Annotated in this window: 12 protein-coding genes; 10 read left to right on the top strand and 2 right to left on the bottom strand. The window is 61.7% G+C overall.

Going from position 1 to position 16,742, the window contains the following annotated elements:
- Positions 1–71 precede the first annotated feature (71 nt).
- The 7 genes from mdh to lpdA all read left to right on the top strand — a co-directional run bounded on the left by mdh (position 72) and on the right by lpdA (position 9,791).
- The gene (gene mdh / locus ACZ5IL_RS02915; RefSeq protein ID WP_464595070.1) at positions 72–1,040 is read left to right on the top strand and encodes a malate dehydrogenase; all 969 of its coding nucleotides are present in this window, start codon (positions 72–74) and stop codon (positions 1,038–1,040) included.
- A 228-nt stretch (positions 1,041–1,268) separates the two neighbouring features.
- Positions 1,269–2,468, top strand: coding sequence for an ADP-forming succinate--CoA ligase subunit beta (sucC, locus tag ACZ5IL_RS02910; protein WP_464595068.1), 1,200 nt, complete (start codon positions 1,269–1,271; stop codon positions 2,466–2,468).
- Complete coding sequence (gene sucD / locus ACZ5IL_RS02905; RefSeq protein ID WP_464595066.1) at positions 2,469–3,353, top strand: succinate--CoA ligase subunit alpha; 885 nt, start codon at positions 2,469–2,471, stop codon at positions 3,351–3,353.
- 148 nt (positions 3,354–3,501) lie between these two features.
- On the top strand, positions 3,502–6,459 hold the full coding sequence (locus ACZ5IL_RS02900) for a 2-oxoglutarate dehydrogenase E1 component (protein WP_464595064.1): 2,958 nt from the start codon (positions 3,502–3,504) through the stop codon (positions 6,457–6,459).
- A gap of 112 nt (positions 6,460–6,571) precedes the next feature.
- Positions 6,572–7,858 (top strand): 2-oxoglutarate dehydrogenase complex dihydrolipoyllysine-residue succinyltransferase, encoded by a 1,287-nt coding sequence (gene odhB / locus ACZ5IL_RS02895; RefSeq protein WP_464595062.1) that lies wholly within the window; start codon positions 6,572–6,574, stop codon positions 7,856–7,858.
- 19 nt (positions 7,859–7,877) lie between these two features.
- Positions 7,878–8,378, top strand: a complete 501-nt coding sequence (locus tag ACZ5IL_RS02890) for a hypothetical protein (protein ID WP_464595060.1) — start codon at positions 7,878–7,880, stop codon at positions 8,376–8,378.
- Positions 8,379–8,387: 9 nt separating this feature from the next.
- A complete protein-coding gene (gene lpdA / locus ACZ5IL_RS02885; protein ID WP_464595058.1) occupies positions 8,388–9,791 on the top strand; it encodes a dihydrolipoyl dehydrogenase in 1,404 nt (467 codons plus the stop codon).
- Between the two features lie 32 nt (positions 9,792–9,823).
- Here the strand turns inward: lpdA and ACZ5IL_RS02880 are convergent, their stop codons facing one another.
- Positions 9,824–10,789: a tyrosine recombinase XerC gene (locus tag ACZ5IL_RS02880; RefSeq protein ID WP_464595056.1), complete on the bottom strand. Its 966-nt coding sequence runs from the start codon at positions 10,787–10,789 to the stop codon at positions 9,824–9,826.
- 264 nt (positions 10,790–11,053) lie between these two features.
- Between ACZ5IL_RS02880 and ACZ5IL_RS02875 the strand changes: the two genes are divergently transcribed.
- On the top strand, positions 11,054–13,264 hold the full coding sequence (locus ACZ5IL_RS02875; protein WP_464595054.1) for a primosomal protein N': 2,211 nt from the start codon (positions 11,054–11,056) through the stop codon (positions 13,262–13,264).
- A gap of 218 nt (positions 13,265–13,482) precedes the next feature.
- Here the strand turns inward: ACZ5IL_RS02875 and ACZ5IL_RS02870 are convergent, their stop codons facing one another.
- Positions 13,483–13,995: a septal ring lytic transglycosylase RlpA family protein gene (locus ACZ5IL_RS02870; RefSeq protein ID WP_309773915.1), complete on the bottom strand. Its 513-nt coding sequence runs from the start codon at positions 13,993–13,995 to the stop codon at positions 13,483–13,485.
- A gap of 640 nt (positions 13,996–14,635) precedes the next feature.
- Between ACZ5IL_RS02870 and ACZ5IL_RS02865 the strand changes: the two genes are divergently transcribed.
- Both ACZ5IL_RS02865 and atpA read left to right on the top strand, forming a co-directional pair.
- Entirely contained in the window at positions 14,636–15,196 is a 561-nt protein-coding gene (locus ACZ5IL_RS02865) for a F0F1 ATP synthase subunit delta (RefSeq protein WP_464595052.1), read from the top strand.
- The gene (gene atpA / locus ACZ5IL_RS02860; protein WP_079445572.1) at positions 15,196–16,728 is read left to right on the top strand and encodes a F0F1 ATP synthase subunit alpha; all 1,533 of its coding nucleotides are present in this window, start codon (positions 15,196–15,198) and stop codon (positions 16,726–16,728) included. Before ACZ5IL_RS02865 ends, atpA begins: the two co-directional genes overlap by 1 nt.
- Positions 16,729–16,742: the final 14 nt, after the last annotated feature.

The following is a 16,742-nucleotide window of genomic DNA, read 5'->3' as shown; positions in this document are numbered from 1 at the left end:
CGAAAGGTCTAACCACGATCCTGTCGGAATTCTCCCTTCCCTGCTCTTTGTCATCAAAGGACAATACTTCCATGGCGCGCGACAAGATTGGCTTGATCGGCTCTGGTCAGATCGGAGGGACGCTCGCTCATCTCATCGGACTGAAAGAACTTGGCGATGTCGTGATGTTCGATATCGCGGAGGGCGTTCCGCAGGGCAAATCGCTCGATATCGCCCAATCCTCCCCGGTGGACGGCTTCGACGCCAAGCTGACCGGCACCAATTCCTATGAAGCGCTCGAAGGCGCCAGCGTCTGCATCGTCACCGCCGGTGTCCCGCGCAAGCCGGGCATGAGCCGCGACGATCTGCTCGGTATCAATCTCAAGGTGATGGAGCAGGTCGGCGCCGGCATCAAGAAATACGCGCCCGATGCCTTCGTCATCTGCATCACCAATCCGCTCGACGCCATGGTGTGGGCACTTCAGAAGGCATCTAACCTGCCCGCGAAGAAGGTGGTCGGCATGGCCGGCGTGCTGGACTCCTCACGCTTCCGCTATTTTCTCGCAGACGAATTCGACGTCTCGGTCGAAGACGTGACAGCCTTCGTGCTCGGCGGTCACGGCGACAGCATGGTGCCACTGGTGAAGTACTCGACAGTAGCGGGCATTCCGCTGCCGGACCTCGTCAAAATGGGTTGGACCTCGCAGGCCCGTATTGATGAGATCGTGGATCGCACCCGCAACGGCGGCGCCGAGATCGTCAATCTGCTCAAGACCGGCTCGGCGTTCTATGCCCCAGCCGCCTCCGCAATCGCGATGGCGGAAAGTTTCCTGCGCGACAAGAAACGTGTGCTGCCTTGCGCCGCCTATCTCAACGGCGAATTCGGCGTGGATGACATGTATGTCGGAGTACCCGTGGTGATCGGCGCCAAGGGCGTCGAGCGCATTGTCGAGATTGAACTGTCGGGCAAGGACCAGGAAGCCTTCGATAAATCGGTAGCTGCGGTTCGGGGACTCGTCGATGCCTGCAAGAAGATCGCGCCCGATCTGCTTGACGGCTGATCGGCCACTGCCATTCGGTATCGTTCGGAACGGATACGCGTGCGGCCGGTATTGCGAAATTCAGATACGGCAACCCACTGCTGGCAAGGCCATCTCGAGGTGACTGCCCGACCCTCCGGCGGGTATATCTTGGACGGATATATCTTGGCCGGCGGAAATGGTCGAAATTGTCCCTGCCAAAATTGTCCTTGCCAAAGTTGTTTTTGCCGCGGGTCGGAGACCATCCAGATGAACATCCACGAATATCAGGCCAAGGCGTTGCTGCGGGAGTTCGGAGTGCCGGTCTCGCGAGGGGTTGCGGTGCTGAAGGCATCGGAAGCGGAGGCGGCGGCTAAAGCGCTTGATGGTCCGGTTTGGGTGGTCAAAAGCCAGATTCACGCGGGCGGCCGCGGCAAGGGCAAGTTCAAGGAAGCCTCCGCCGGCGACAAAGGTGGCGTCCGTCTCGCCAAATCGATCGACGAGGTGAAGCAGTTTGCTGGCCAGATGCTCGGCGCGACGCTGGTGACTGTGCAGACCGGTCCTGTCGGCAAGCGGGTCAACCGTCTTTACATTGAGGAAGGCTTCGACATCGACAAGGAGTTCTATCTCTCGGCACTGGTCGACCGCGAAACGTCCAGAATTTCGTTCGTGGTCTCCACCGAAGGTGGAGTGAACATCGAGGACGTCGCACACAAAACCCCTGAGAAAATCGTGACCTTCTCGGTTGATCCCGTCACAGGGGTGATGGGCCATCACGGCCGTACCGTCGCCAAGGCGCTGGGACTGCGCGGCGATCTCGGCAAGCAGGCGGAGAAGCTGGTGGCGCAGCTTTATAATGCCTTCATCGCCAAAGACATGGCGATGCTGGAGATCAATCCGCTCGTCGTCACGAGGCAAGGCGAACTGCGCGTGCTCGATGCCAAGGTATCGTTCGATAGCAACGCGCTTTACCGCCATTCCGATGTGGTGGCGCTGCGCGACGAGAGCGAGGAAGACGCCAAGGAAATCGAGGCGTCGAGGTTCGATCTGAGCTACGTCGCGCTCGACGGCCAGATCGGCTGCATGGTCAATGGCGCGGGCCTTGCGATGGCGACCATGGACATCATTAAACTCTACGGCATGTCGCCCGCAAACTTTCTCGACGTTGGCGGCGGCGCCTCCAAGGACAAGGTCGCAGCCGCCTTCAAGATCATCACCGCAGATCCGAACGTGAAGGGCATCCTGGTCAATATCTTCGGCGGCATCATGAAATGCGACGTCATCGCCGATGGTGTTGTCGCCGCGGTGAAGCAGGTCGGCCTCAACGTCCCGCTAGTGGTTCGCCTCGAAGGCACCAACGTCGACGCCGGCAAGACCATCATCCGCGAGTCCGGCCTCAACGTTCTGCCCGCCGACGATCTCGACGATGCCGCCCAGAAGATCGTCAAGGCCGTGAAAGGGGTCGCGTAAATGTCCGTTCTGATCGACAAGAACACCCGGGTCATCTGCCAGGGCTTCACCGGCAAGAACGGCACGTTTCACTCCGAAGCCGCGATCGCCTACGGCACAAAAATGGTCGGCGGCACCTCGCCGGGCAAAGGCGGGCAAACCCATCTCGGCCTGCCTGTGTTCGACACCGTCCGGGAAGCGCGCGAGGCGACCGGCGCCGACGCCAGCGTGATCTACGTGCCGCCGGCCGGTGCCGCAGACGCGATCTGCGAGGCGATCGACAGCGAAATCCCGCTGATCGTCTGCATCACCGAGGGCATTCCGGTGCTGGACATGGTGCGTGTCAGACGTTCGCTATCGGGATCGAAGTCCCGGCTCATCGGGCCGAATTGCCCGGGCGTTGTGACGGCTGGCGAGTGCAAAATCGGCATCATGCCCGCGAACATTTTCAAGCCGGGCCATGTCGGGATCGTCTCCCGCTCGGGCACGCTGACCTACGAGGCGGTATTCCAGACCAGTCAGGAAGGCCTCGGCCAGACGACGGCGGTCGGCATCGGCGGCGACCCGGTCAAAGGCACCGAGTTCATCGACGTGCTGGAAATGTTCCTGGCCGATCCCAAGACCACTTCGATCGTGATGATCGGCGAGATCGGGGGCTCGGCCGAGGAAGATGCCGCCCAGTTCCTGATCGATGAGGCCAAACGCGGCCGCAAGAAGCCCGTGGTAGGCTTTATCGCCGGTGTCACCGCGCCTCCCGGCCGCCGCATGGGCCATGCCGGTGCGATCATTTCCGGCGGCAAGGGCGACGCCGCATCCAAGACCGCAGCCATGGAGGCGGCGGGCATCTTCGTCTCCCCGTCTCCGGCGCGACTGGGGAAAACTCTTGTCGAAAAGTTGAAGTCATGATTCAGGTCTTGGTCTTTTCGGCGGGAAGTTCCCTCATAAATAGGATAACGTTTAATTCGCGCTGATCTTGCCGGGGGAAGGCTGTTCTCGCAGGCATAAGCGCGTGCGCCGTCTGTTACGCCCATGACCGAAATCGTCAGGACGCGATATGTCTCGCCAGGACGCGAATGCCGCATTTGCCCTTTCCTCGTTCTTGCAGGGCGCGAATGCCAGCTACATCGACGGACTCTACGCCCGCTATGAGAAAGACCCCGGTTCGGTCGATCCCGAGTGGCAGGAATTCTTCAAAAGTCTGAAGGATCCTCCGCAGGACGTCGAAAAGAACGCGGAAGGCCCATCCTGGGCGAGGGCCAACTGGCCGCCGGTTCCACAGGACGACCTCACCTCAGCGCTCGACGGCAACTGGGCTCGGCTCGAAAAGACCGTGGACGCCAGGGTGCAGGAGAGGACGAAAGCGAAACCTTCGGCGCTCGCCGGCGCCGACGTCACTCAGGCTACGCGCGATTCGGTGCGTGCGCTGATGCTGATCCGCGCTTACCGCATGCGAGGGCACTTTCATGCCAGGCTCGACCCGCTCGGTCTCGAACCTGCGCGCGATCACGAAGAACTCGATCCCCACGCCTACGGCTTCACCGAGGCCGACATGGATCGCAAGATCTTCCTCGACCACGTTCTTGGGCTCGAATACGGCACCCTGCGCGAGATCGTGGCGATCTGCCGGCGCACTTACTGCCAGACGCTGGGCGTCGAGTTCATGCACATTTCGAACGCCGAGCAGAAAGGCTGGATTCAAGAGCGCATCGAGGGGCCGGACAAGGAGATCAGCTTCACGCCGGAAGGCCGGCGCGCCATCCTGACCAAGCTCATCGAGGCCGAGGGTTTTGAGAAGTTCTGCGATGTCAAGTTCACGGGAACCAAGCGCTTCGGTCTCGACGGCGGCGAATCGCTGATCCCGGCGCTTGAGCAGATCATCAAGCGCGGCGGCAATCTCGGCGTGAAGGAAATCGTGATCGGCATGCCGCACCGCGGACGGCTGAACGTGCTGACGCAGGTGATGGGCAAGCCTCATCGCGCCCTGTTCCATGAGTTCAAAGGCGGCTCGGTAAATCCGGAGGCGGTCGAGGGCTCCGGCGACGTCAAGTATCACCTCGGCGCCTCGAGCGACCGCGAGTTCGACAACAACCGGATACACCTGTCGCTGACCGCCAATCCCTCGCACCTGGAAATCGTGGACCCGGTGGTGCTCGGCAAGGTGCGCGCCAAGCAGGACCAGCACGGCGATCCACCCGAGCAGCGCGACTCGGTGTTGCCGCTGTTGATGCACGGCGACGCCGCGTTCGCAGGACAGGGCGTCGTGGCGGAATGCTTCGCCCTGTCGGACCTCAAGGGCTACCGCACCGGGGGCTCGATCCACTTCATCGTCAACAACCAGATCGGCTTCACCACCTATCCGCGCTACTCGCGCTCATCCCCTTATCCGTCCGACGTCGCAAAGATGATCGACGCGCCGATCTTCCACGTCAATGGCGACGATCCGGAAGCCGTGGTGTTCGCGGCGAAGGTCGCGGTCGAATTCCGGCAGAAATTCCACAAGCCGGTCGTAATCGACATGTTCTGCTATCGCCGCCACGGTCACAACGAGGGCGACGAGCCCTCGTTTACCAATCCGACGATGTACAAGAAGATCGCAGCGCACCCCTCGACGCTCGAACTTTACGCCAAGCGGCTGACCACTGAAGGCGTCATAACCGAGGGCGAGATCGAAAAGCTGAAAGCCGACTGGCGCGCACGGCTGGACGCTGAATTCGAGGCCGGCACCGGCTACAAGCCGAACAAGGCCGACTGGCTCGACGGCAAGTGGGCCGGGTTCAAGCTCGCCGATCAGAACGAGGAGCCGCGCCGCGGCATCACCGGCGCAAACATCGAGGCGCTGAAGGAGATCGGCCACAGCATCACACAGGTGCCGGACGGTTTCCGGGTGCATCGCACGGTGCAGCGCTTTCTCGATAATCGTGCCAAGGCGATCGAGAGCGGCGTCGACCTCGACTGGGCGACGGCCGAGGCGCTCGCCTTATGCACGCTGATGCTGGAGGGCCACAACGTCCGCCTGTCCGGCCAGGACAGCGAGCGTGGCACCTTCTCGCAGCGGCATTCGGTGCTGTTCGATCAGGAAGACGAGAGTCGCTACACGCCGTTCAACCATCTCGGCAAGAACCAGGGCAGCTACGAGGTCATCAACTCGCTGCTGTCGGAAGAAGCTGTGCTCGGTTTCGAGTATGGCTATTCGCTCGCGGAGCCGAACACGCTTACAATGTGGGAAGCACAGTTCGGCGACTTCGCCAACGGAGCGCAGGTGGTGTTCGACCAGTTCATCTCCTCTGGTGAACGCAAGTGGCTGCGCATGTCAGGTCTCGTTTGCATGCTGCCCCACGGCTATGAGGGCCAGGGACCGGAGCATTCGTCGGCGCGGCTGGAGCGGTTCCTGCAGATGTGCGCGGAAGACAACATGCAGGTCGTCAATATCACCACGCCGGCCAACCATTTTCATGCGCTGCGCCGCCAATTGAAACGCCAGATCCGCAAGCCTCTGATCATGATGACGCCGAAGTCGCTGCTGCGTCACAAGCGGGCGGTATCGCGTCTCGACGAACTCGGCGCCGACACCGGATTCCATCGTATCCTTTACGACGACGCGGCGATGCTGCCGGAGCAAACTATCAGGCTGGTGAACGACGACAAAATTCGTCGCGTGGTGCTGTGTTCCGGCAAGGTCTACTACGATCTCTACGAGGAACGCGAGAAGCGCAACATCAACGATGTGTACCTGATGCGGATCGAACAATTGTATCCCGTTCCGCTGAAGGCGCTGGTGCACGTCCTCGGCAGTTTCAAGAACGCAGAGATCGTCTGGTGCCAGGAAGAACCGCGCAATATGGGCGCATGGCACTTCATCCAGCCTTACCTCGAATGGGTTCTCAACCAGATCGGCGCATCCAACAAACGCCTGCGTTATGCCGGCCGCGCCGCAGCTGCAGCCACCGCGACCGGATTGATGTCGAAGCATCTTGCGCAACTCAAGGCGTTCATCGGCGAGGCGCTGAACTGACACGAACAGTCATGTCGGACTGAAACGCGAAGCCCACTTGTTGCGGATGTTTTCTGGCATCCATACTGCTGTCTTTTCGGGACACGTCGGCTATGACGAAAGGAAGAGAACCATGACCGAGATACGCGTTCCGACGCTCGGCGAATCGGTGACCGAGGCAACCATCGGAAAATGGTTCAAGAAGCCCGGCGACGCCGTATCCGTCGACGAGCCGCTCGTCGAGCTCGAGACCGACAAGGTGACCATCGAAGTGCCTGCGCCCTCCGCCGGCACGCTCGCAGAGCTCGTCGCCAAGGAGGGCGAGACGGTTGCCGTCGGCGCGCTGCTTGGACAGATAACCGATGGCAGCGCGTCGGCAAAACCAGCGGCGGCCAAAACGCAAGCCATCGCCGCCGAAAAAACAACCGGGCGGCCGGACCTTAAGTCCGACACCACGAAACCGATCAACGCAGGCCCGGAGGAGCCGCAGCCAAGGCCGGAAACCGCAGTGGCGGCTGATGCACCGCTCGCGCCATCGGTGCGTAAACTCTCCGCCGAGAGCGGCATCGACGCTTCGACCGTTCCGGGCTCCGGCAAGGACGGCCGCATCACCAAAAGCGATATGCTGGCGGCGATCGAAAAGGCGGCCTCCGCTCCGACCTCGGTCGACCAGCCAGCTGCCGCCATGCAGGCGCGCGCGCCCTCTCCTCCGAACGACGCCTCGCGCGAGGAGCGCGTGAAGATGACGCGGCTGCGCCAGACCATCGCGCGCCGCCTCAAGGAGGTGCAGAACACCGCCGCGATACTGACGACCTTCAACGAGGTCGACATGACCGGCGTCATGGCGCTGCGTACGCACTACAAGGAAGCGTTCGAGAAGAAGCACGGCGCGAAGCTCGGCTTCATGGGCTTCTTTACCAAAGCCATCGTGCAGGCGCTGAAGGACATTCCGGCCGTCAACGCCGAAATCGACGGTACCGACCTGATTTATAAGAACTACTATCACATTGGAGTCGCCGTCGGCACCGACAAGGGCTTGGTGGTGCCTGTCGTGCGCGACTGCGATCACAAATCGATCGCCGACATCGAGAAAAGCATCGCTGACTATGGCCGCCGCGCCCGCGACGGCCAGCTCAAAATCGAGGAGATGCAGGGCGGCACCTTCACCATTACCAATGGCGGCATCTACGGCTCGCTGATGTCGACGCCGATCCTGAACGCTCCGCAGGCCGGCATCCTCGGCATGCACAAAATACAGGAGCGCCCGGTGGCGATCGACGGCAAGGTGGAAATCCGCCCGATGATGTATCTCGCGCTCTCCTACGACCACCGCGTCATCGACGGCAAGGAGGCCGTGACCTTCCTCGTGCGCGTCAAGGAATCGCTGGAAGACCCGGCGCGGTTAGTGCTGGATCTGTAGTTCAAGCTAAGGGAACCACATGACGCAAGTCTTGCTGAAGTCCAATATCAAAGCCACCGAGTTTGGTCATTTGACCTCAATCGATTTGGAGTTGAATGCAGTCATTCTAGAGTTATTTTATCTGGCTTGTTTGAGTTTTGAGCACGGGCCATCCGCCGCACATATGTACGTCTCCGAATACGGCGGGGAAGTTAAAAGCATCGCCCATGAAAATCTTTTCGATGTTCTCGGATCTTTCGAAAACATCTCGAAAAAATCCGCAGACTGGGTCTTGTCGCGAGCGTTGTTCTACCACGACAACCACAGACGACGGGCGATGGCCGATCAGGAAAAAGCAAAAGCTGAAGACAAGCAACAATCGGCAATTGAGAAAAAGCTTGGCAACCTCGACAAAGCCCACACCTTGAGACGAAAGCTGATCAAGGACGGAGCGGATCCTGACGAGGTCAACCGGCTCATCGGGGGAATGCTCTTCGACCAGCGTGCAAAATTGCTCCCCGGGCCGGACCAAACAGGTTGATCTGAGACCATGGCGACTTACGACCTCATCGTTATCGGCACCGGTCCCGGCGGCTACGTCTGCGCCATTCGCGCGGCGCAACTCGGCATGAAGGTTGCCGTCGTCGAGAAGAACCCGACGCTTGGCGGCACCTGCCTCAATGTCGGCTGCATGCCGTCGAAAGCCTTGTTGCACGCCTCCGAAATGTTCGAGGAAGCCGGACATTCGTTCGCAAAAATGGGCATCGGCGTCTCCGCCCCCAAACTCGATTTGCCCACGATGATGAATTTCAAACAGCAGGGCATCGACGGCAACGTCAAGGGCGTCGAGTACCTGATGAAGAAGAACAAGATCGACGTCATCAGCGGCACCGGCAAAATTCTCGGCGCTGGCAAGGTCGAAGTGACGATCGCCGACGGCAAGACCCAGACTGTTGAGACGAAAAACATCGTGATCGCCACCGGCTCCGATGTCGCGAAGCTCAAGGGCCTTGAGATCGACGAAAAGCGCATCGTGTCATCCACCGGCGCTCTAGCGCTCGACAAGGTACCGGGCAAACTTCTGATCGTCGGCGCCGGCGTGATCGGCCTCGAACTCGGCTCGGTATGGCGCCGCCTCGGCGCGCAAGTCACCGTCGTTGAATTCCTCGAACGCATCCTGCCCGGCATGGACGGCGAAGTCGCAAGGCAGTTTCAGCGCCTTCTCGAAAAGCAAGGCTTTGCATTCAAGCTCGGCGCCAAGGTCACGGGCGTCGATACATATGGCAAGACGCTGGCGGCGCAGGTCGAACCCGCCGCAGGCGGTGCGGCAGAGACAATCGAAGCCGACGTGGTTCTGGTCGCGATCGGCCGCACGCCCTACACCGACGGCCTCGGCCTGAAGGAGGCAGGCGTCGCGCTCGACGAGCGCGGCCGCGTGGAGATCGACGCGCATTTTGCGACCAGCGTGAAAGGCATCTACGCCATCGGCGACGTCGTCAAGGGACCGATGCTGGCGCACAAGGCCGAGGACGAAGGCGTGGCGTGCGCGGAAATCCTCGCAGGCCAGGCCGGCCATGTGAACTACGACGTGATCCCCAGCGTGATCTACACAACGCCCGAGGTTTCATCGGTCGGCAAGACCGAGGAGGAACTGAAGCAGGCCGGCATCGCCTATACCGTCGGCAAGTTTCCGTTCACGGCAAATGGCCGCTCCAAGGTCAACCAGACCACCGACGGCTTTGTGAAGATCCTCGCGGACGCGAAAACCGATCGCGTGCTCGGCGTTCACATCATCGGTCGCGAGGCTGGCGAGCTGATCCACGAGGCTTGCGTGCTGATGGAGTTCGGCGGATCGGCTGAAGACCTCGCGCGCACCTGCCACGCGCACCCGACGCGATCGGAAGCGATCAAGGAAGCCGCTCTCGCAGTCGGCAAACGAGCCATTCATATGTGAGAACGGCGAGTTGCCTACACCGCGATCTTCGGTCAGGCGCGAGGATGCGCCGTCCTGTAGACTTCCAGCAGCCGCTCGCTGTCGATGCCGGTGTAGATCTGCGTGGTCGAGAGCGACGCGTGGCCAAGCAGTTCCTGAATCGCGCGCAAATCACCGCCGCGGCTTAAGAGATGCGTCGCGAATGAATGGCGCAGCGCATGAGGCGTCGCGCTGTCGGGCAGACCGAGCGCGCCGCGCATTCGCGCCATCACAAGCTGGATGATGCGGGCCCTGAGCGGGCCGCCCCGCGCGCCGACGAAGATCGGTCCTTCCGGCGGCAGCGAATGCGGGCACATCGCCACATACTCATGAACCAGCGCCAGCACGTTCTGCAGCACCGGCACCATCCGCGTCTTGTTGCCCTTCCCGGTGACCACCAGAACGTCGCCCGCGCCGGGCTGCGGCACATCGCGGCGCTTCAGCCCGAGCGCCTCGGAAATCCGCAGGCCGGATCCGTATAATAGCGCCATGACGGCTGCATCGCGTGCCCAGATCCATGGCTCTCGATCCTCGCCGGCCCGCTCGGAAACGTCGGCAAAACGCTTCGCCGCGCTCATATGGATCGGCTTCGGGAGGCTCTTGCCAACCTTCGGCGCGCGGATCGCGCCGAGCGCACCGATCTTGCCGAGCCCTTCCCGTTCCAGAAATCGCGCGAATGAACGCAGCCCCGCCAGCGAACGCATCAACGAGCGGCCACCAATGTCCTCCGCGCGCCGCGCGGCCATGAAGGCTCTGATATCGCCTGGCTCGAGCGCGACGAAACGCTTCAACGTCACCAACTCGCCCCAGTGCTGGCCGAGAAACATCAGGCATTGCCGGACATCGCGCGCATAGGCTTCAAGCGTCTTTGGCGACAGCCGACGCTCGGCACGCAGATGCGCCAGCCATCGCACGATTTGCTGCCCGACATCCGACGCCGTGCAGGCGAGATCTAGTAGCGGATCTGCGAGTCTCGCCATCTTCGCACCTTGGCTATAAGTCCGGCGGTTATATCGCGCCGCTTTCGTTTATCTTTCGCTAACTTTCCCGCCGACTGGCCTATCGCGCCGGCCCTCCCATAGCGTTTTCGAGCGAAGCATGTCCTCGGGCTTGACCCGAGGATGAATACCGATTCGCGTGAAGAAAATGCGTGAGATCAAAATGATAGCGCTCCGCTTCTGATTTCGTCAGGAGCGGAAAGGCTCTAAGCTGTCCACCACTCCCGACAGAGGCCGATTCTCCGGATGGACCGTTCTTCGCGCAATGGCACATTCCCGTCATCGACGACGCGCATCGTCGATGTGCAGGTTCCCGTTGCGATCGATCATGCCTATTCCTATCGCGTGCCGAGCGGCATGGAGGTGCGGCCCGGCGACGTGGTGACGGTGCCGCTCGGCCCCCGCGAGGTGGTCGCCGTGGTCTGGGCCGAGAATCCCGCACCCGATCCGCGACTGCACAACCGCTTGAAGGACATCTCCGACAAGCTCGACGTGCCTCCGCTCAGGGACGAACTCCGCGCGCTGATCGACTGGGTCGCCAACTACACATTGTCGCCACGCGGCATGGTCATGCGCATGAGCCTGCGAATGGGCGAACACCTCGGGCCGGAGCGGGCGCGACCAGGCGTGCGGCTGAGCGGCGAGCCACCCCGGCGCATGACCCCGGCACGACGGCGGCTGCTGGAAGTCCTGTCGGATGGGTTGCTGCGTGCAAAATCCGATGCGGCCAAGGAAGCGGGCGTCAGCGCCGGCGTCGTCGATGGTCTTGTCGACGAAGGCACGCTGACAATCGAGCCAATGCCGCGTGCGCCGCCGCCCCCGCCGCCCGATCCCGACTTCGCCGTCCCCGACTTTTCCCGCTCGCAGCAAGCGGCCGTGGACGCCATGCGCACGCTGGCGTCAAACGGCACGTTCCACGTCGCGCTGCTCGATGGCGTGACCGGCTCCGGCAAGACCGAGGTCTATTTCGAAGCGGTCGCCGAAACCGTTCGCCGCGGCAAGCAGGCTTTGATCTTGATGCCCGAGATTGCGTTGACGGGGCAGTTCCGCGACCGTTTCGCCGCCCGCTTCGGCGAGCGCCCGCTGGAATGGCATTCCGAATTGACGCCGCGAACCCGCGCGCGCAATTGGGCAGCCATTGCGGCGGGCGAGGCGCAGGTTGTGGTCGGCGCCCGCTCCGCGCTGTTTCTTCCCTACGCTAACCTCGGACTGATCCTCGTCGACGAGGAGCACGATCAAGCCTACAAGCAGGACGAAGGGGTGCGCTATCACGCCCGCGACATGGCCGTGGTTCGCGCACATGTCGCGAAGATTCCGATCATACTGGCCTCGGCGACGCCATCCGTCGAAAGCGAGGTCAATGCGCGCAAGGGACGCTACCAGCGCATCGCGCTGTCATCCCGGTTCGGCGGTCAGCATTTGCCACAGATCGAACTGATCGATCTTCGGCGCGAGGGACCGGCGCGCGGCCGCTTCATTTCTCCACGTCTGGCCGAAGAGATTCGGACCGCCATCGAGCGGCGCGAGCAGGCGCTGCTGTTTCTCAATCGCCGCGGCTATGCGCCGTTGACCTTGTGCCGCGCCTGCGGCCACCGCTTCGCCTGCACCATCTGCGATGCCTGGCTCGTGGATCACCGCTTCCGTCAGCGGCTCGTATGCCATCACTGCGGCTTCTCAATGCCGCGCCCGCATCAATGCCCGCATTGCGCGGCGAAGGAATCGCTGGTCGCGGTTGGCCCCGGGGTCGAACGGTTGCAGGAAGAGGCCGCCGCACTATTCCCCGACGCGCGCACCATGGTGCTGTCGAGCGACTTGATCACCTCGATCGAGACCATGCGCTCGGAGCTTAGTGACATCGCGGAGGGCCGCGTCGACATCATCATCGGCACGCAGCTTGTGGCGAAGGGACACCATTTTCCGCGCCTGAACCTCGTCGGAGTGGTTGATGCCGACCTGGGCCTCGGCAACGGTGACCCTCGCGCCGCCGAGCGAACCTTCCAACTGCTCAATCAGGTGATCGGCCGTACCGGCCGCGAGCAGGGTCACGGCATCGGCTATCTGCAAACTCACCAGCCCGAACATCCCGTGATGAAGGCGCTGGTCGCGAGCGACCGCGAGGCGTTCTATTCCAGCGAAATCGCGGCGCGGGAGCGGACCGGCTACCCGCCGTTCGGCCGACTGGTCAGCCTGATCATATCCGCAGGCGACCGCCCGAGCGCAGAGAGCTTCGCCCGCCGGCTCGTCGCAATCGCGCCGATCGACAAGGACATTCAGGTACTCGGACCGGCAGAAGCGCCGCTTGCCCTGATCAAGGGGCGCTACCGATTTCGTCTGCTGGTGAAGTCGGCGCGCAGCGTGGACCTCTCCGGCTATTTGCGCGGCTGGCTCGCCTCTACGCCGAAGACAAAGGGCAATCTCAAGCTCGAAGTGGATATTGATCCGCAGAGCTTTCTCTAGCAGAGCTTTCTCTAGCAGCCCTTTCGAGCACTCCGGTTCGCCGACGCGCCGCATCCTCGCGGACGACCAGCCGATCCGTCAGACGACCGGTCCATCGCGAGGCTCTCATGTGGGATCGGACCGAGGCCAACTCCGGCCCCGGGAAGCTATGGCTTGAGCAAAGGGCCGAAGCAATCTCCGGGCGCCCGCTTGCCCGGAAAATGCCCTTGGCGCGGGACTTACATGACCTCGGCGACCACACGGCCGACGCCGCTGCCGGTCAAGCCGATCACGCGGGCGGCACCTTTGGAAAGATCCAGCACACGACCGCGGATGAACGGACCGCGATCATTGACGGTGACGACCACGCTGCGGCTGCCATGGGTGACCCTCAGCCTGGTTCCGAACGGCAGATGGCGATGGGCGGCGGTCATGGCGTTCTGATTGAAGCGCTGGCCGGATGCGGTGCGGCTGCCGGCTTCGTTGCCGTAATAGGAGGCCATGCCAGAGAACGATCGGCTCGAATGGGCCGAGCTTCCAAAAGAAGCATTGGCGTTCAGCCAGGACGATCCGCTGATGCCGTGGCTCTTCGCATAATGCCCCTGATGGTGGTGGTGATGCCGATGATGGTTGCTCGACCGGGCCGATGCCCCAGTGACGCTGCCTGCAATCAAAACGCTTGCGGCGATCACGGCGGCCAACGTACGCGGCCGGATGAGAAACCCTAAGGTCGTCTTTTGCGAGTACAACATTGAAGGACCCTTGAAAGTATTGCCGCCCCTGCGGCAAGTGAAACCCCTGACTTTTTCGTCGCGGCAGGGTTGATCCTCAAACTAAGGCGTAAAATGGGCAAGGAATTGCTTCGTGACTCGGATGAAATATCTTTTGATCGGGAGGGATTCATCCACTAATCGTGACAATACATATATTAATAAAATATACATGATAATATACATCAATATACTGTAAAAGAAAGTCATAGCGCCCGATCAGTGACCATTCATTAAGTACTGCGGAGCGCGCCTAGGCACTAAGCTGGGTTCAACCGTGTAGAGAAACCGCCGTGACAAGGGTCTAATTGCTTTTGTCCTGACGCAGCATTTGCCAACCGAATGACTGTACGCAGGAATGCGCCTTGTGCTTCGCGCGATTGACCGAACTTCCAACACGGTTGAATCCGACGGCATGCGACAAGGCATCGCCGCACGCCGCCGTCATATTGCACCTGCGCGCGCGCTATGTTAGCAAAGCCGCGATTTTAACGCTGCCGGTACGCTCGTGTCGGCCGGAAATCGAAGTCCCTCTTGAATTCCAAGGGCTTGGGCCGCTTTGGCGCCGCTTGTTCGGCGACGGCTTTTCCCTTGCGAGTTTGACAGCTTGAAGAGCGCTCTGGTGGCTGCTGTAGATCCCTCGGTTTCTGGTGTGTCCGGCCGTTATGCGACGGCCTTGTTCGAACTCGCGCGCGAAGACAAATCGATCGACGCCGTCAAGGCCGACCTCGACAAGTTCGATGCCATGTTGGCGGACAGCGCTGAGCTTGTGCGCCTCGTGCGCAGTCCGGTTTTCAGCGCCGATACGCAAAGCAAGGCACTCGCCGCCGTACTGAACAAGGCCGGGATCGGCGGCACGACCGCAAACTTCCTGAAAGTCCTGGCCGCCAACCGCCGTCTGTTTGCGGTTGCCGACGTGATCCGGGCATTTCGCGCGCTGGTCGCGAAGTTCAAGGGCGAGGCCACGGCGGAGGTTACCGTCGCCGAGAAGCTCAATGACAAGAATCTGGACGCGCTGAAAACCGCGCTGAAATCCGTGACGGGCAAGGACATCACGCTCAACGTGAAAGTCGACCCATCCATCATCGGCGGACTTGTCGTCAAGCTCGGCAGTCGCATGGTGGACACTTCGCTCCGGACCAAACTCAATTCGATTAAGCACGCGATGAAAGAGGCAGGCTGATGGACATCCGCGCCGCGGAAATTTCCGCGATTCTGAAGGATCAGATCAAGAATTTCGGCAAGGAAGCCGAAGTTTCGGAAGTCGGACAGGTGCTGTCCGTCGGCGACGGTATTGCCCGCGTCTACGGCCTCGACAACATCCAGGCCGGCGAGATGGTCGAGTTCGAAAACGGCACGCGCGGCATGGCGCTGAACCTCGAAACCGACAATGTCGGTATCGTGATTTTTGGCGCCGACCGCGAGATCAAAGAGGGTCAGACCGTCAAGCGCACCCGCGCCATCGTCGACACGCCGGTCGGCAAAGGCCTGCTCGGCCGCGTGGTCGATGCGCTGGGCAATCCGATCGACGGCAAGGGTCCGATCCAGGGCACCGAGCGCAAGCGCGTTGACGTCAAGGCTCCCGGCATCATTCCGCGCAAGTCGGTTCACGAGCCGATGGCGACCGGCCTCAAGGCCATCGACGCCTTGATCCCGATCGGCCGCGGACAGCGCGAGTTGATCATCGGCGACCGCCAGACTGGCAAAACCGCGATTGCGCTGGACACCATTCTCAATCAGAAGCCGCTGAACGTCGCTGGCGCCCCGGAGAGCCAGAAGCTCTACTGCGTCTACGTCGCGGTCGGCCAGAAGCGTTCCACCGTGGCGCAGTTCGTCAAGGTGCTCGAAGAGCAGGGCGCGCTGGAATATTCGATCGTCGTCGCCGCGACCGCGTCCGATCCGGCCCCGATGCAGTACCTCGCGCCGTTCACCGGCTGCACCATGGGCGAATACTTCCGCGACAACGCCATGCACGCCGTCATTATTTATGACGACCTCTCCAAGCAGGCCGTCGCCTATCGTCAGATGTCGCTGCTGCTGCGCCGCCCGCCGGGCCGCGAAGCCTATCCGGGCGACGTGTTCTACCTGCATTCCCGCCTTCTGGAACGCGCCGCGAAGCTCAACGACAGCCAAGGCAACGGCTCGCTGACCGCGCTGCCGGTGATCGAGACCCAAGCCAACGACGTGTCGGCCTACATCCCGACCAACGTGATTTCGATCACCGACGGCCAGATCTTCCTCGAAACCGACCTGTTCTTCCAGGGCATCCGCCCGGCGGTGAACGTCGGTCTTTCGGTGTCGCGCGTCGGTTCGTCGGCGCAGACCAAGGCGATGAAGAAGGTCGCCGGCAAGATCAAGGGCGAACTCGCGCAGTACCGCGAAATGGCGGCCTTCGCGCAGTTCGGCTCCGACCTCGACGCATCGACCCAGCGCCTGCTCAACCGCGGCTCGCGCCTGACCGAACTCCTGAAGCAACCGCAGTTCTCGCCGCTGAAGATGGAAGAGCAGGTGGTGGTGATATGGGCCGGTACCAATGGCTATCTTGATCCGCTGCCGCTCAACAAGGTGCGCGCGTTCGAGGACGGGCTCCTATCGCTGCTGCGCGGCAAGAACGCTGACATTCTCAATGCCATCCGTGAAAGCCGTGACCTGAGTGACGATACCGCCGCCAAGCTCAAGGCTGCCGTCGAGGGTTACGCCAAGACCTTTGCTTGATCTTTTCACATCTC

This window comes from Nitrobacter sp. CN101 (assembly GCF_055390255.1).
This window is presented reverse-complemented; position numbering and strand designations above follow the sequence as displayed.

Coding starts and splice junctions, on each gene's coding strand:
- mdh (WP_464595070.1), top strand. CDS start 72: ATGGCGCGCGACAAGATTGGCTTGATCGGCTCTGGTCAGATCGGAGGG.
- sucC (WP_464595068.1), top strand. CDS start 1,269: ATGAACATCCACGAATATCAGGCCAAGGCGTTGCTGCGGGAGTTCGGA.
- sucD (WP_464595066.1), top strand. CDS start 2,469: ATGTCCGTTCTGATCGACAAGAACACCCGGGTCATCTGCCAGGGCTTC.
- ACZ5IL_RS02900 (WP_464595064.1), top strand. CDS start 3,502: ATGTCTCGCCAGGACGCGAATGCCGCATTTGCCCTTTCCTCGTTCTTG.
- odhB (WP_464595062.1), top strand. CDS start 6,572: ATGACCGAGATACGCGTTCCGACGCTCGGCGAATCGGTGACCGAGGCA.
- ACZ5IL_RS02890 (WP_464595060.1), top strand. CDS start 7,878: ATGACGCAAGTCTTGCTGAAGTCCAATATCAAAGCCACCGAGTTTGGT.
- lpdA (WP_464595058.1), top strand. CDS start 8,388: ATGGCGACTTACGACCTCATCGTTATCGGCACCGGTCCCGGCGGCTAC.
- ACZ5IL_RS02880 (WP_464595056.1), bottom strand. CDS start 10,789: ATGGCGAGACTCGCAGATCCGCTACTAGATCTCGCCTGCACGGCGTCG.
- ACZ5IL_RS02875 (WP_464595054.1), top strand. CDS start 11,054: ATGGACCGTTCTTCGCGCAATGGCACATTCCCGTCATCGACGACGCGC.
- ACZ5IL_RS02870 (WP_309773915.1), bottom strand. CDS start 13,995: ATGTTGTACTCGCAAAAGACGACCTTAGGGTTTCTCATCCGGCCGCGT.
- atpA (WP_079445572.1), top strand. CDS start 15,196: ATGGACATCCGCGCCGCGGAAATTTCCGCGATTCTGAAGGATCAGATC.